At 39.7% G+C, this 15,800-nt stretch carries 12 protein-coding genes and 1 other annotated feature; all 12 genes read right to left on the bottom strand.

Annotated features, from left to right (window positions below; translation table 11 throughout):
* Positions 1 to 40: 40 nt before the first annotated feature.
* Positions 41 to 283, bottom strand: coding sequence for a ribosomal L7Ae/L30e/S12e/Gadd45 family protein (locus VIO64_RS01450; RefSeq protein ID WP_331914505.1), 243 nt, complete (start codon positions 281 to 283; stop codon positions 41 to 43).
* 220 nt (positions 284 to 503) lie between these two features.
* Positions 504 to 4,004 carry a DNA-directed RNA polymerase subunit beta' gene (gene rpoC, locus VIO64_RS01445; RefSeq protein ID WP_331914503.1) on the bottom strand — a complete coding sequence of 1,167 codons (3,501 nt, stop codon included), beginning with the start codon at positions 4,002 to 4,004 and terminating at the stop codon, positions 504 to 506.
* Positions 4,005 to 4,021: 17 nt separating this feature from the next.
* Entirely contained in the window at positions 4,022 to 7,759 is a 3,738-nt protein-coding gene (gene rpoB, locus VIO64_RS01440) for a DNA-directed RNA polymerase subunit beta (RefSeq protein ID WP_331914501.1), read from the bottom strand.
* Positions 7,760 to 8,565: 806 nt separating this feature from the next.
* Entirely contained in the window at positions 8,566 to 8,949 is a 384-nt protein-coding gene (gene rplL / locus VIO64_RS01435) for a 50S ribosomal protein L7/L12 (RefSeq protein ID WP_331914499.1), read from the bottom strand.
* Between the two features lie 69 nt (positions 8,950 to 9,018).
* Positions 9,019 to 9,552, bottom strand: a complete 534-nt coding sequence (gene rplJ, locus VIO64_RS01430; RefSeq protein ID WP_331914497.1) for a 50S ribosomal protein L10 — start codon at positions 9,550 to 9,552, stop codon at positions 9,019 to 9,021.
* 34 nt (positions 9,553 to 9,586) lie between these two features.
* Positions 9,587 to 9,722, bottom strand: a sequence feature (ribosomal protein L10 leader region).
* A 20-nt stretch (positions 9,723 to 9,742) separates the two neighbouring features.
* Entirely contained in the window at positions 9,743 to 10,438 is a 696-nt protein-coding gene (rplA, locus tag VIO64_RS01425) for a 50S ribosomal protein L1 (protein WP_331914495.1), read from the bottom strand.
* A gap of 95 nt (positions 10,439 to 10,533) precedes the next feature.
* On the bottom strand, positions 10,534 to 10,959 hold the full coding sequence (gene rplK, locus VIO64_RS01420; protein ID WP_331914493.1) for a 50S ribosomal protein L11: 426 nt from the start codon (positions 10,957 to 10,959) through the stop codon (positions 10,534 to 10,536).
* Between the two features lie 219 nt (positions 10,960 to 11,178).
* Positions 11,179 to 11,697, bottom strand: coding sequence for a transcription termination/antitermination protein NusG (gene nusG / locus VIO64_RS01415; RefSeq protein ID WP_331914491.1), 519 nt, complete (start codon positions 11,695 to 11,697; stop codon positions 11,179 to 11,181).
* 38 nt (positions 11,698 to 11,735) lie between these two features.
* Positions 11,736 to 11,969 (bottom strand): preprotein translocase subunit SecE, encoded by a 234-nt coding sequence (gene secE, locus VIO64_RS01410; RefSeq protein ID WP_331914489.1) that lies wholly within the window; start codon positions 11,967 to 11,969, stop codon positions 11,736 to 11,738.
* Between the two features lie 19 nt (positions 11,970 to 11,988).
* Complete coding sequence (rpmG, locus tag VIO64_RS01405; RefSeq protein WP_331914487.1) at positions 11,989 to 12,138, bottom strand: 50S ribosomal protein L33; 150 nt, start codon at positions 12,136 to 12,138, stop codon at positions 11,989 to 11,991.
* A 286-nt stretch (positions 12,139 to 12,424) separates the two neighbouring features.
* Positions 12,425 to 14,092: a biosynthetic-type acetolactate synthase large subunit gene (gene ilvB, locus VIO64_RS01400; protein WP_331914485.1), complete on the bottom strand. Its 1,668-nt coding sequence runs from the start codon at positions 14,090 to 14,092 to the stop codon at positions 12,425 to 12,427.
* Between the two features lie 29 nt (positions 14,093 to 14,121).
* Positions 14,122 to 15,789 carry a dihydroxy-acid dehydratase gene (gene ilvD, locus VIO64_RS01395; RefSeq protein ID WP_331914483.1) on the bottom strand — a complete coding sequence of 556 codons (1,668 nt, stop codon included), beginning with the start codon at positions 15,787 to 15,789 and terminating at the stop codon, positions 14,122 to 14,124.
* Between the last annotated feature and the right edge of the window lie 11 nt (positions 15,790 to 15,800).

The raw sequence follows: 15,800 nt of genomic DNA, 5'->3' as shown, positions 1-15,800 counted from the left end.
TTAATTTATTATTATAATAAATAACTATTTCCACAGTTTGCTATTTTAAAACACAGGCCACTGCAGCCCCAACTTCGATGCCACATGCCTTTCCAAGCTGCTTCATAGTATCAATATAAACAATTTCAATACTGCTTACCGAACATAATTCTTTTATGTTTCTTACCACCTTTTCGTCTGCATCCTTTGCTATATAGACAGTGCCGGCAATTCCATTTTCAACTGCCTTAAGGGACTGTCTTATTCCAATTGTCTTTTTACTGCTCTTAATACTCTCCAACACCTTTACCCTCCAGGAAATCCACTAAATTATATAGTGTGCTCTTACCATATCCTTTCATTAAGAAAAAGCATTTCTTTGTTTCAAATACATTCTTTTACATTAATAATACTTAAACACACACTAAAATATTTTATATCTTAAATTTTATTTTGTCAAGGATTAAGGAGCCAGTAAACACTGACTCCATTTTAATGTCTGTACTATTTTGCAGCTTTATTTGTTATTCTACACCAACAGTACTTATGTTTATATCCTTATATCTGCTCATTCCTGTTCCGGCAGGTATCAGTTTACCTATGATAACATTCTCCTTAAGTCCTACCAGAGGATCAACCTTTCCTTTTATAGCCGCTTCGGTCAATACCCTTGTTGTTTCCTGGAAGGATGCTGCCGATAAGAAGGACTCAGTCGCAAGTGATGCCTTTGTTATACCAAGCAAAGTTCTCTTTGCTTCTGCAGGTCTCTTGCCCTCAGCCAATGCCTTAGCATTTTCTTCATCGAAATCAAATATATCTACAAGGCTTCCCGGAAGAAGGTTTGTGTCACCAGCCTCTTCAACCTTAACCTTGCGGAGCATCTGCCTTACAATAACTTCTATATGCTTATCGTTGATGTCAACCCCCTGCAGTCTGTAAACCCTTTGTACCTCTGACAGCAGATAGGACTGAACACCGTTTATACCTTTTATTTTCAGTATATCATGAGGATTAACGGAACCTTCTGTGAGCTCGTCACCGGCCTCGACTACTTCACCATCACTTACCTTGATCCTTGATCCGTATGGTATAAGATAGTTCCTTGCCTCTCCATCCTCTGAAGTAATAATAACTTCTCTCTTTTTCTTTGTTTCGCTTATCTTAACCGTACCCGGTATTTCGGATATGATTGCAAGACCCTTTGGCTTTCTTGCCTCAAACAATTCCTCTACACGTGGCAAACCTTGTGTGATGTCATCACCGGCAACACCACCTGTATGGAATGTTCTCATTGTAAGCTGTGTACCTGGCTCACCAATTGACTGGGCAGCTATGATACCAACGGCTTCACCGACGTTACAATCTTCACCGGTTGCAAGGTTGGCTCCATAGCACTTACCGCAAACCCCATACTCGGAGTGGCAGGTAAGAACAGATCTGATCTTGATCTTTCTATGTCCCGCCTTTACTATCTTGCTTGCCGTACCTTCTTTTATCATCTTGCCTGCTTCTATCAATACTTCACCGGTTTCAGGGTGTGTAATAGCTTCAGCAGCATATCTTCCTGTGATTCTTTCTTCAAGACCTTCTATGACTTCAGTTCCGTCTTTAATATCGGAAACAACAATACCTTTCCTGGTACCGCAATCCATTTCTCTGACTATAACATCCTGACTTACGTCAACAAGACGTCTTGTCAAGTAACCTGAGTCGGCAGTTCTTAAAGCTGTATCTGCAAGACCTTTTCTTGCTCCGTGAGTTGATATAAAGTACTCAAGAACATTAAGGCCTTCACGGAAGTTAGCCTTTATAGGTATCTCGATTGTCTTACCGGAAGTATCCGCCATAAGTCCTCTCATACCAGCCAGCTGTCTTATCTGATTAACGTTACCTCTTGCTCCTGAGTGAGCCATCATATAAACTGGATTAAATCTGTCCAGGTTGGCCATCAGGGCTTGAGTAATGCTTTCTACTGTCTCTGTCCAAGCAGCTATAACGGAGTTATATCTTTCTTCATCAGATATAAGACCTCTCTTATATTGCTTTACTATATTTTCAATCCTGTCTTCAGTTTCTTTAAGGTAATGCTGCTTAATCTCAGGTATAACCATGTCGGATACGCTGATGGTTATTGCACCTCTTGTAGAATATTTAAAGCCAAGAGCCTTTATCCTGTCAAGTACAATAGCAGTCTCTGTAGTTCCATGAACCCTTATACATTTGTCGATTATACGCCCTAATGCTTTTCTATCGACAAGGAATGTTACTTCAAGGTCTGCTTCCTTTTCAGGATCATTTCTGTCAACAAACCCAAGATCCTGCGGAATAGCTTCGTTGAATATAAGTCTCCCCGCTGTGGCATTAATTATCCTGTAACAGCTCTCACCTCTGATATCCCTCTTCATTCTTACTTTGATAGGTGCATGGAGTCCTAAGAATCCATTGTCATAAGCCATTATTGCTTCTTCAGGCGATCCGAATATTTTACCCTCGCCAGGCTCCCCCGGCTTTTCTATTGTTAGATAATAACTACCCAAAACCATATCCTGAGTCGGTACAGTAACAGGTTTACCATCCTGAGGTTTCAACAGGTTGTTTGCTGAAAGCATCAAGAACCTTGCTTCTGCTTGTGCCTCTGCTGAGAGGGGCACGTGAACAGCCATCTGGTCACCGTCAAAGTCGGCATTGTACGCTGTACAAACCAATGGATGAAGCTTTAATGCTCTACCTTCTACAAGTACTGGCTCAAATGCCTGAATACCAAGTCTGTGAAGGGTTGGTGCACGGTTTAGAAGCACTGGGTGCTCTTTGATTACTTCTTCCAAAACATCCCATATTTCGTTACGTACTCTTTCAACCATTCTCTTTGCACTCTTAATATTGTGTGCGAGGCCATCATTAACAAGCTTTTTCATTACAAAAGGCTTAAAGAGCTCAAGTGCCATTTCCTTAGGAAGTCCGCACTGGAATATCTTAAGGTCAGGTCCGACAACTATAACCGAACGGCCTGAATAGTCAACACGCTTACCCAAGAGGTTCTGACGGAAACGTCCCTGCTTACCCTTCAACATATCTGAAAGGGACTTTAACGGCCTATTGCCAGGGCCAGTTACAGGCCTTCCTCTTCTGCCATTGTCTATAAGTGCGTCAACCGCTTCCTGGAGCATCCTCTTTTCATTTCTTACAATGATATCGGGAGCACCCAGGTCTAAAAGTCTCTTTAAACGGTTGTTTCGATTTATAACTCTTCTGTATAGGTCATTTAAGTCTGATGTTGCAAACCTTCCACCATCTAACTGTACCATAGGTCTTAGTTCAGGCGGTATAACAGGAACAACATCCATAATCATCCACTCTGGTCTGTTGGATGACAATCTGAAAGACTCAACTACTTCAAGTCTTTTAATTGTTCTGATTCTTTTTTGTCCGGTTGTTTCTTCCAGTTCAGCCCTAAGCTCCTTGGACAACTGTTCCAGATCAATTTCTACAAGAAGCTCTTTTATAGCTTCTGCTCCCATTTCTGCACGAAATTTGGGGCCAAATTTCTCCAAACTGTCTCTGTATTCCTTTTCAGTTAAAGGCTGCTTTTTTGAAAGCGGTGTCTGCCCCGGATCTATAACTACATATGATGCAAAGTACAATATCTTTTCAAGTACCCTTGGGGACATATCAAGGATTAATCCCATACGGCTGGGTATACCCTTGAAATACCAAATGTGGGATACTGGGGCAGCCAATTCGATATGCCCCATTCTTTCCCTTCTTACCTTGGATCTTGTTACTTCAACACCACATCTGTCACATACTATGCCTTTATATCTGATTCTTTTATACTTTCCACAGTGACATTCCCAGTCCTTCTGAGGTCCGAAAATCCTTTCACAGAAAAGACCGTCCCTCTCAGGCTTCAATGTTCTATAATTGATGGTTTCAGGCTTTTTAACCTCGCCTCTTGACCATTCTCTTATCTTTTCCGGAGATGCTAGGCCTATTTTTATAGAATCAAAATTATTTAGTTCAAACATCGGCTTCTCTCCCTTCCTTAGATAATATCGTCGTCATCAAATCCGCTTCCGAAATCCTCAGCATCGGCAAAAATATCTTCTTCCATTACGTCATCAATCTTGTCTCCGGTACTGATATCTCCGATTTCAAAATCGTCCATATCCATTTCCTCATCCATAACATCTTCTCCGATATCATCGAAGTCCGCTAACGGAATTTCATCTTCTCTGCCTTCTATATTAACGTTCAATTCTTCAAGCTCATCTTCAACAGATTCTTTTATTGCTATTTCTTCCTGCTCTTCAGAGTATACCTTAACATCGAGACACAAGCTCTGAAGCTCTTTTATCAAGACTTTGAATGATTCAGGTATTCCAGGTTCCGGAACATTTTCTCCCTTAACAATCGCTTCATAGGTCTTAACCCTACCAACAACGTCATCAGACTTAACAGTGAGTATTTCCTGAAGCGTATAGGCTGCACCGTATGCCTCAAGAGCCCAAACTTCCATTTCCCCGAATCTCTGTCCGCCGAACTGAGCCTTACCGCCCAGAGGCTGCTGCGTAACAAGTGAGTATGGACCGGTTGAACGAGCGTGGATCTTGTCGTCAACAAGATGGGCAAGTTTCAATATATACATATAACCGACGGTTACTCTGTTATCAAAGGGCATTCCTGTTCTTCCATCATACAAAACTGTTTTCCCGTCCGGATCTCTTCCTGCCAACTTAAGTGTTTCAACTATGTCATCTTCTGTGGCACCATCAAATACAGGTGTTGCGATCTTCCAGCCAAGTGCCTTTGCAGCATAACCCAAGTGAACTTCAAGAACCTGACCGATATTCATACGTGACGGAACCCCGAGTGGGTTTAACACTATTTCCAATGGTGTACCATCGGGCAGGAACGGCATATCCTCTTCAGGGAGTATTCTTGAGATAACCCCTTTGTTACCGTGCCTTCCGGCCATCTTATCACCAACGGAAATTTTTCTCTTTTGAGCTATATAACATCTAACCAATTGGTTAACCCCTGGAGGAAGCTCATCACCATTTTCCCTTGTGAATACCTTAACATCAACTATAATACCCGATTCACCGTGAGGAACACGTAGTGAAGTATCTCTTACTTCTCTTGCCTTTTCACCGAATATAGCCCTTAAGAGCCTTTCTTCTGCTGTCAGCTCAGTTTCACCCTTTGGTGTAACTTTTCCAACCAGTATGTCACCAGACCTGACCTCAGCTCCTATTCTTATTATTCCTCTGTCATCAAGGTCCTTTAAGGACTCCTCACTTACATTTGGAATATCTCTTGTTATCTCTTCAGGACCAAGCTTTGTATCCCTTGATTCTGCTTCATACTCTTCTATATGAATTGATGTAAACACATCATCTTTTACCAGCTTTTCACTTATAAGGATAGCATCCTCATAGTTGTATCCTTCCCAAGTCATGAATGCAATCAGTATGTTCTTACCAAGAGCTATTTCGCCAAGCTCGGTAGAAGGTCCGTCAGCTATAACATCACCCGGCTGGAGGACTTCACCTTTAGCGACTATAGGCCTTTGGTTGATACATGTTCCCTGGTTGGATCTCATATATTTTAAAAGTTTGTGTACTTCTTTCTTTCCGTCGTTATTTCTTATAACAACCTCATTGGCGGATACCTTTTCAACAACACCGCCCTTCTGAGTAAGAACGACAACACCTGAGTCTTTTGCCGCTTTATATTCTATCCCTGTACCTATAATAGGAGACGATGCTTTTATAAGCGGAACCGCCTGACGCTGCATGTTTGATCCCATGAGGGCACGATTGGCGTCATCATTTTCAAGGAATGGAATCATTGCTGTTGCAACGGATACCAACTGCTTAGGCGAAACATCCATGAAGTCTACTTTTGAATATTCAACTTCAAGAATTTCCTCCCTATATCTTGCAGCAACCTTCTTGGCTGCAAATCTGCCATCTTCATTAAGTGGTTCATTGGCCTGAGCAACAAAGAACTTATCTTCCTCATCTGCTGTAAGGTATACTATTTCACCTGTTACAAGACCTGTTTCCTTATCAACTTTTCTATATGGAGCCTCAATAAATCCATATTCATTGATTCTTGCAAAGGTACTCAATGAACCTATAAGACCTATGTTAGGACCTTCAGGAGTTTCTATAGGACACATACGGCCATAGTGAGAGTGGTGAACGTCACGGACTTCGAAGCCCGCTCTTTCTCTGCTCAAACCACCAGGACCAAGAGCACTTAGCCTTCTTTTGTGAGTCAGCTCAGCTAATGGATTGGTTTGATCCATAAACTGTGACAACTGGCTGCTTCCAAAGAATTCTTTTATAGCTGCTGCAACAGGCCTTATATTAATAAGAGCCTGAGGGGTAACTATATCTATATCCTGAATAGTCATTCTTTCTCTTACAACCCTCTCCATCCTAGCCAATCCGATCCTGAACTGGTTTTGCAGAAGTTCTCCTACTGAACGGAGTCTTCTATTGCCAAGGTGGTCTATGTCATCAACTGTTCCTATACCGTAGGAGAGATTTATAATGTAGTTTATAGAAGCAACGATATCATCAATCGTTATATATTTAGGAATAAGTTCTCCCAGATTTTCTTTTAAAGCTTTCTTAATTTCAGCTTCGGTTTTGTTGTCCCTTAATATGGCTTCAAGGACATCTGCCTTGACCTTTTCATTAACTCCAATATCGCTAACGTCAAAATCAACATAAGCCTTTATGTCCACCATTTTGTTGCCGATAACTTTTACGCTCTTTCCTTCAGCCAGAACATGTACAAAACCTACGCCTGAGTTTTCTATTTCAACCGATTTCTCTCTTCCTATTACTTCACCCTCAGCAGCGAGTATTTCACCGGTTTCAGGGTGAACAATATTTTCAGCTGCTTTAAATCCATATATCCTTGTAGCCAATGAAAGCTTTTTGTTAAACTTAAACCTTCCGAATCTTGCCAAATCATATCTCTTTGAATCAAAGAAAAGGCTGTTCAACAAGGATCGAGCACTGTCAACAGTAGGAGGTTCTCCTGGCCTAAGTCTTTTATATACCTCAAGCAAGCCTTCATCGGTAGTCTTTGAGTTGTCTTTTTGTATTGTTGCTAAAATACGCTCATCTTCACCTAAAAGCTGAGTTATCTCATAGTCCGTACCAAAACCCAAAGCTCTTAATAATACTGTAATAGGCAGCTTTCTCGTTCTATCAATCCTGACAGAAATTATATCGTTAGAGTCTGTTTCATACTCAAGCCATGCCCCTCTGTTAGGGATGACAGTATTTGAATAAAGCTTCTTTCCGGTTCTGTCAAATTTCATTGAATAGTATATTCCAGGAGATCTTACAAGCTGACTTACGATAACCCTCTCTGCTCCATTGATTATGAAGGTTCCGTTGTTAGTCATGAGAGGAAAATCACCCATGAAAATTTCCTGTTCCTTTACTTCACCGGTTTCCTTATTAATAAGTCTTACTTTTACTTTAAGGGGAGCTGAAAAAGTTGCATCTCTTTCCTTGCATTCCTCTACACTGTACTTTGGATTGTCATCGAGAGAATAATCAACAAAATCCATAATAAGATTACCAGTGTAGTCGGTAATCGGGGATACATCTCTAAAAACTTCCCTAAGTCCCTCTTCGAGGAACCACCTGTAAGAATTTTTTTGAACTTCAATAAGATTTGGCATGTCTAGAACTTCATCGATTTTTGAGTAGCTCATCCTAGTAGTTTTACCTAGACTAACGGGATGTACCATTAAATATCACCTCATAATTATGACTTTTTAAGGACTAATTTCTGTAACTTGAAAACCTGCCCCCTTCCGAAAATTCATATCGTATCATCACTTTACCATATTAAACGTGCTTAAATAGATTTATCACCTTTAATATAAATGTATCAAACAATTCTATTGTTAGTTAATTAACAAATACTTTTACTTTTTATATATAAAAATCATTTTAATCATTAAATAAAAGTGATTAAAGCTGATTTTATTTTCTCCTATGTATTTGATCCCATTATTTTTCAACGATCAAGCTAACAAAACCATCTTATAATTTTATTATAAAACTATAAAAGTATGCAAAAATGATGGTAAATATTCTCCTTTTATAAATACCATATCAAAATCTTATACAAAACATTTTATCAATTCTACATAACATATTCTGAATATTTTTAATAAAAGTACATAGACTAATATAATACTGTTTTGCTATTAAAATATTATTAACAATTATTGTCTTATTTATTCTATCGTGTTATAATTTATTTGTAATAAGTATAAAATTTCAGTAAAGCTCAATTTTACCATGAAATTATAACGCAGTATATAATACTACCATTGAAATAACAACTTGTCAAGATAAATCTTTTAAATTTTATTTATTTTTAATCTTTTATTACAAATCCAATTTTAGCCAATTAAATTCAGTTCCTTCTATTTTATATATTAATAATGCTTAGAATATTAATGGCTCCCAAAGCAACCTTTAATTAGTCATGCAAAAAGCTTCTTAACTACAATTGCTGCAGTTAAGAAGCTTTTTAAAAGTTAAATTATTTTATTTCGCAAGTTGCTCCAACTTCTTTGAATTTAGCTTCGATTGATGCAGCTTCATCCTTAGCAACATTTTCTTTGATTGGCTTTGGAGCTCCGTCAACGAGGTCCTTAGCTTCTTTTAAGCCTAAGCCTGTAACTTCTCTAACAACTTTGATAACCTTAATCTTGTCTGCTCCAACATCCTTCAATATTACATTGAACTCAGTCTTTTCTTCAGCTGCAGGAGCTGCTGCTGCTGCAGGAGCTGCTCCACCCATCATTACAGGAGCTGCTGCTGATACGCCGAACTCTTCTTCCAATGCTTTAACTAAATCAGCCAATTCCAATACTGTTAACGCCTTAACATCTTCAATCATCTTTGTAACTTTTTCACTAGCCATTTTAATAACCCTCCGTTATTTTCATATACTTTAAATTTTTAATAGTTAATAATTTTAATCAAGCAATTTTTAAGCACTTTGCTTCTTTTCTGCAATAGCATTCAATACTATTGCCAAACCTCTCAAGTTTCCGTTCAGTACATTTACGAAACCGGAAATCGGAGCATTGAATCCGCCGAGAACCTTTGCAATAAGGACTTCTCTTGATGGAAGCTCTGCAAGCTGTTTTATACCGTCAACATCAATTACCTTGCCGTCAACAACACCAACTTTAAGCTCAAGCTTATCAAACTTCTTTGCATACTCTGCCAAAACCTTGGCAGGAGCAACAGGATCAGTGCTGCACATAGCTATTGAAGTAGGACCGTTTAAGTGTTCATCCACACCTTCGATTCCGTTTTCCTTCAAAGCAAATTTAGTCAATGTATTTTTAACAACCCTGTACTCAACACCTGCTTTTCTGAGAGCATTTCTAAGTTCGGTATCCTGCTCAACGGTAAGTCCTCTATAATCAGCAAGTACGATTGATTGAGCTTCCTTTACTTTAGCTGAAAGTTCTTTAACAACTTCTTTCTTGTGGGCTAATATGCTTTCACTTGGCACTTTTTTACACCTCCTTTATACTATCTTTAAACCAATATAAATAACTAAAACCCTCGTACAGACATAGACGTACGAGGGCATTAAAATCACTTTCAATATCACCTCGGTAGGAAGGATAACCTGTTACGCCTTATGGCACCTACTGTCTATGGCACAATTATTTAGTTTATTTAAATTTGAAATAATTTTCTTATTCAGCAACCCTTGTAGGATTGATCTTTATACCAGGGCCCATTGTTGATGTAACAACAACACTCTTCAAATACTGTCCCTTTGCTGCTGCAGGCTTAGCCTTTACAACCGCATCCAATAATGTACGGAAATTTTCAGCCAGCTTATCAAGGCCGAACGAAACCTTACCTATCGGGCAGTGGATGATATTTGTTTTATCAAGCCTGTACTCAATCTTACCGGCTTTGATATCAGCTATTGCTTTAGCCACATCCATTGAAACCGTTCCGGCTTTTGGATTTGGCATAAGCCCCTTAGGACCAAGAACCTTACCGAGTCTACCAACAACACCCATCATATCAGGAGTTGCAACAACTACATCGTATTCGAACCAGTTTTCATTTTGAATCTTCGGAACAAGTTCCTCTGCTCCAACAAAATCTGCTCCGGCTTGTTCCGCTTCCTTAGCCTTATCGCCTTTAGCAAATACAAGAACCCTTACCTTTTTACCAGTACCATGTGGAAGAACAACCGCTCCTCTAACCTGCTGGTCTGCATGTCTGGAGTCAACACCAAGCTTTATGTGAACTTCGACGGTTTCATCAAACTTAGCCTTTGCAGTCTGCTTAGTAAGATCCAATGCTTCAGATGGATCATAAAGTTTGAATCTGTCTACAAGTTTCGCACTCTCTTTGTATTTCTTTCCTCTCTTCATTATTATCCTCTCCTTCGTGGTAAATTTTCGGGAAATCTATTTCCCTCCCACATTGGACAATCAATGTCCAATTACTAAAACATGAGTACTTAATATTACTCTTCTACTACTATACCCATACTTCTAGCTGTACCTGCAATCATGCTAATCGCTGCTTCAACGCTTGCTGCATTGAGGTCAGGCATTTTTAATTCTGCTATTTTCCTTACTTCATCCTTTGATATTTTAGCAACTTTTTCCTTGTTAGGCTTACCTGAACCGCTTTCAATTTTACAAGCTTTTTTCAATAGTACAGCCGCTGGCGGAGTCTTTGTAATAAATGAGAACGATCTGTCTGCATATACTGTGATAACTACTGGAATTATTAATCCCATATCCTTTGCAGTTTTTTCGTTAAACTCTTTACAAAATCCCATAATGTTAACGCCATGCTGTCCTAATGCTGGTCCAACCGGTGGAGCCGGAGTCGCTTTACCCGCAGGAATCTGAAGTTTAATATAGCCAGTTATCTTTTTAGCCATATTATCCACCTCCCAATTATATTTTTGTGCATGTTTAGTAATGGCTAAGAACTAACACCCGATTCTCATCGTACAAAACCCCGCTAAATCGTCAGGATTTTATCCTTGTGAATACGGATTTATTCTAAGGCATTCCTTATATAAGTGCTATTGCACTATTTAATAGCATCAAAGATCAATAAATCAAATTAATAAATCAACCAGTAACACTATTGGAAACTAAATTTTGCTGATTTGGACAAGTTCCAGTTCAACTGGAGTCTCTCTTCCAAACATTGATACTGCTACGCGGACTTTCCGTTTTTCCATATTTATTTCTTCAACAAGACCAATAAAGTTCTCAAGTGGTCCCGAGACAACTCTGACGTTATCACCGACTTCGTAATCAACTACAGGTGCGAACTCTTCAACTCCCATAGCCTTGACTTCTTCATCTGTGAGCGGAACAGGCTTAGAACCCGGACCGACAAACCCGGTCACACCTCTGGTGTTTCTAACAACATACCAGGACTCGTCCGACATAATCATTTTTACTAATACATATCCCGGGAATACTTTTTTGAGAGTAGCTTTTTTCTTACCATCCTTGATTTCAATCTGTTCTTCCATCGGAACAACAATATCAAGAATGTATTCTTGCATACTCCTATTTTCGACAATTTTTTCCAAATTTGCCTTAACCTTATTTTCGTATCCGGAATAAGTATGAACTACATACCATTTAGCATCTTCTGACATATTGTTACGAAGCTAAGAGCTTCATACCCTCCTCAAAATTATCTTGCTTTAAAGACTACTCCTGCCAATTTAAGCAAACCAAAATCTGCAGCCCAGATTATAGCTCCTATAACAAGACAGGCAAGTAAAACCGTCAACGTATTGTTTGTAAGCTGCGTTCTGTTTGGCCAAATTACCTTCTTAAGCTCACTCTTTACGTCTTTGAAGAATCTGGTAAGGCTTTTTTGTAAATTTGAAAACTTTGATTCTTTTTTCATTACCTCTTCAGCCATAAGTGTATCTCCTAAAAAATTATTTTGTTTCTTTATGATCAGTATGCTTTCTGCAGAATCTGCAGTACTTTTTCATTTCAAGTCTATCAGGATCATTCTTTTTATTTTTCATTGAGTTGTAGTTTCTCTGCTTGCAATCAGTACATGCCAATGTTATTTTTACTCTCATTCTTAAACACCTCCAGCCTGTATTAACGTATCTATGTAAAAATTTCAATGCATAAAAAAAAGACCTTTTTGCAGTGCAATCATTAATTTAACACATATTTCTTTATAAGTCAAGGCTAAATTTAGTTTTTATAGTTTAATTGTTTAATTATTGCCTTAGTAATGATCAAAAAAATAACTTCCGCTATAAATTTTGCTCATGTGTTGACTTAACTCGTCAACACCCGCTCAAAAGCGGAAGTAATTTTTCATTCATGCTTTAGCCTTGACTCAATATAAAATCACTTTTATTCCTCAATAAGCTCGCTGATCGGTGCTCCTGGCGGAACTATGGGGAATACCTTGTCATCCCTGTCAATTTCAAAATTAATAACAACAGGCCTGTCTTTTGATACCAGGGCTCTCTTAATAGCGTCATCAACTTCTTCAGGCTTTGTTACATTAATACCTATTGCACCAAATGCCTCCGCCAGTGCAACAAAGTTAGTACCTCTATCTATTGTTGTAGATGAAAATCTGCTGTCATAAAAAAGCTCCTGCCACTGTCTCACCATACCTAAAACATGGTTATTCAAGAGTGCAACAATTATAGGAACCTTGTATTCAACTGCAGTAGCAAGCTCAGTCAGGTTCATTCTAAAGCTTCCGTCCCCTGCCACATTGATAACCTTCTTATCCGGTCTGCCGAACTGTGCCCCAATACATGCACCGAGGCCGAATCCCATGGTTCCCAAACCACCTGATGAAATAAACTGCCTTTGGTTTGTGTATTTGTATATCTGTGCTGCCCAAATCTGATTCTGGCCAACCTCTGTTGTTATTATAGCATCGCCCTTGGTGAGCTCATAAATTCTGTCAATAATATAGTGAGGCCGTAAAATACCATCGTTCTGGTATTTTAATGGAAATTCCTTTTTCCAGGCTATTACCTTGTCAGCCCATTCAGATTTCTTTTTCTTATCTACCTTTGATATAAGGTGTTTTAATATCTTCTTAATATTCCCGCTTAAAGGGTAATGTACTACAATATTTTTGCCTATTTCTGCAGGGTCTATATCTATATGCATTATCTTTGCATCAGGTGCAAACTTTTTAACATTACTTATAACCCTGTCACTGAACCTTGCACCTATAGCGATGAACAAATCCGATTCGGATACTGCAAGATTTGACGTCCTTGTGCCATGCATACCTGTGAGACCTGTAAAAAGCTCATTTGTTCCCGGGAATGACCCAAGCCCCATTAATGTGTTGGCCACCGGTATTTTGCACTTCTCAGAAAGCTTTAGAAGCTCCTCATTTGCTCCGGCTATGGTAACTCCTCCGCCTGCCAGTATAAAGGGACTCTTTGCATTGTTTATAATCTCTGCCGCACGGTCAATTTCATCCTCTGTTACTCCAATAGGTCTTTCTTCAATAGTCCTTGGCGTTTTTCTTTCATATTCCGCCTCCGCCGCAGTAACATCCTTACATATATCGACGAGAACAGGTCCCGGCCTTCCTTCCCTTGCTATATAAAATGCTTCCCTGACTATATCCGCCAGCTTTTCTACGTCCTTAACAATATAGTTATGCTTTGTTACCGGCATTGTTATACCTGTTATATCAACCTCTTGGAAAGAGTCTCTTCCCAAAAGACTTGTGGCAACCTGTCCCGTAATTGCAACCATAGGCACCGAATCCATATACGCCGTTGCTATACCGGTAACAAGGTTTGTTGCACCAGGCCCTGAGGTGGCCAGACATACTCCCACTTTGCCTGTAGCTCTCGCATAGCCGTCAGCCGCATGAGATGCACCCTGCTCATGTGATGTCAACACATGCTTTATATCATCCTTTGCCTTATACAAAGCATCATATATATTTAAAACAGCACCGCCGGGAAAACCGAATATGGTGTCTACATTGTGCTCCTTAAGGCATTCAATTAATATTTGTGCCCCGGTCAACTTCATTTTATTCTCCTCCTATTCCATTTTAGTTATTATACATTCTTACTTAAAACAGCACCTGTACTTGCAGAGCTTACAAGCTTAGAGTACCTTCCAAGGTACCCCTTTGTTATCTTGGGAGCCGGAGCAGTCCAATCCTTAAGCCTGTTTGCAATTTCCTCGTCACTTAGATCAACATCCAATTTCCCATTTACTATATCAATGCTAATAATATCCCCTTCCTCTACAGCTGCTATAGGTCCGCCCTCCATAGCTTCAGGTGAAGCATGACCTATGGAAGCACCTCTTGTAGCACCAGAGAAACGTCCGTCCGTTATAAGTGCTACATCCTTATCAAGACCCATACCTGCAATTGCCGATGTAGGACCGAGCATCTCTCTCATACCGGGACCACCCTTAGGCCCTTCATACCGTATAATTACAACATCACCCTTAACTATTTTTCCGTTATATATGGCTTCAATCGCTGCATCTTCCGAGTCAAACACCCTTGCAGGACCTTTGTGGACAAGCATTTCCGCTGCAACACCTGCACGCTTGACAGCAGCACCGTCGGGAGCTATATTACCTTTTAGTATGGCTATTCCGCCTGTAGCACTGTATGGGTTGTCGATATCTCTTATAACATCATTGTCCAGTACCTTTGCCTTTTCAATATTTTCACCTACTGTTTTACCTGTAACAGTTATCAAATCCAGATTCAGAAGGTTTTTCTTAGTTAGTTCCTTCATAACTGCCTGTACCCCTCCAGCAGCATAGAGGTCTTGTATGTGATGGTGTCCTGATGGTGCAAGCTTGCACAGATTAGGTACCTTATTGCTGATCTCATTTATTATGTCAAGGTTAATTTCCACACCAACTTCATTTGCTATTGCCGGTAAATGAAGCACTGAATTTGTTGAACAACCAAGAGCCATATCCATAGCCAGGGCGTTCTCAAATGCTTTAGGAGTCAATATATCGGAAGGCTTTATATCTTTCTCAACCAACTCCATTATTTTCATACCTGCCATTTTAGCAAGCCTGATTCTTTCGGCATATACAGCAGGTATTGTACCATTGCCCGGGAGTCCTAGACCAAGAACCTCAGTTAGACAGTTCATTGAATTTGCAGTAAACATACCGGAACATGATCCGCACCCTGGACATGCACTGTTTTCAATATCACACAGCTCTTCTTCATTTATTTTACCTACCTTATATGAGCCTACTGCTTCGAAAACACTGTTTAAATCCAGCTGTTTACCGTTTTTGTTCAGTGAAAGCATGGGGCCACCGCTTATTACAATAGCGGGAGCATTTATTCTGGCCGCCGCCATAAGCATTCCAGGTACAATCTTGTCACAATTTGGAATAAAAACCATTCCGTCGAAGCTATGGGCAAGCCCCATTGCTTCGCAGGAATCGGCAATCAACTCTCTTGTTGCCAGTGAATACTTCATTCCCATATGACCCATTGCAATACCGTCGCAAACACCTATTGAACCAAATTCAACAGGAGTTCCTCCTGCCATCCTTATTCCTGCCTTTACTGCTTGAGCAATCTGGTCTAAATGGATATGTCCCGGTACAATCTCACTTTTTGAGTTGACAACCCCAATCAGCGGGCGTTTAATTTCCTCATCAGTATATCCCATTGCTTTAAACAAAGATCTGTGAGGTGCTCTTTCTATACCTTTTTTTACAACATCACTTCTCATATTCATAATCC

Source organism: Pseudobacteroides sp. (assembly GCF_036567765.1).
GTDB lineage: Bacteria > Bacillota > Clostridia > Acetivibrionales > DSM-2933 > Pseudobacteroides.
Note: the sequence above shows the minus strand (reverse complement) of the source record. Positions and strands in the feature narration are given on the sequence as shown.

What these genes read in the sequence shown, in the direction of transcription:
- rpoC (WP_331914503.1), bottom strand. Translation starts at nt 4,004, where the DNA reads ATGTTTGAACTAAATAATTTTGATTCTATAAAAATAGGCCTAGCATCT.
- rpoB (WP_331914501.1), bottom strand. Translation starts at nt 7,759, where the DNA reads ATGGTACATCCCGTTAGTCTAGGTAAAACTACTAGGATGAGCTACTCA.
- rplL (WP_331914499.1), bottom strand. Translation starts at nt 8,949, where the DNA reads ATGGCTAGTGAAAAAGTTACAAAGATGATTGAAGATGTTAAGGCGTTA.
- rplA (WP_331914495.1), bottom strand. Translation starts at nt 10,438, where the DNA reads ATGAAGAGAGGAAAGAAATACAAAGAGAGTGCGAAACTTGTAGACAGA.
- rplK (WP_331914493.1), bottom strand. Translation starts at nt 10,959, where the DNA reads ATGGCTAAAAAGATAACTGGCTATATTAAACTTCAGATTCCTGCGGGT.
- nusG (WP_331914491.1), bottom strand. Translation starts at nt 11,697, where the DNA reads ATGTCAGAAGATGCTAAATGGTATGTAGTTCATACTTATTCCGGATAC.
- secE (WP_331914489.1), bottom strand. Translation starts at nt 11,969, where the DNA reads ATGGCTGAAGAGGTAATGAAAAAAGAATCAAAGTTTTCAAATTTACAA.
- rpmG (WP_331914487.1), bottom strand. Translation starts at nt 12,138, where the DNA reads ATGAGAGTAAAAATAACATTGGCATGTACTGATTGCAAGCAGAGAAAC.
- ilvB (WP_331914485.1), bottom strand. Translation starts at nt 14,092, where the DNA reads ATGAAGTTGACCGGGGCACAAATATTAATTGAATGCCTTAAGGAGCAC.
- ilvD (WP_331914483.1), bottom strand. Translation starts at nt 15,789, where the DNA reads ATGAGAAGTGATGTTGTAAAAAAAGGTATAGAAAGAGCACCTCACAGA.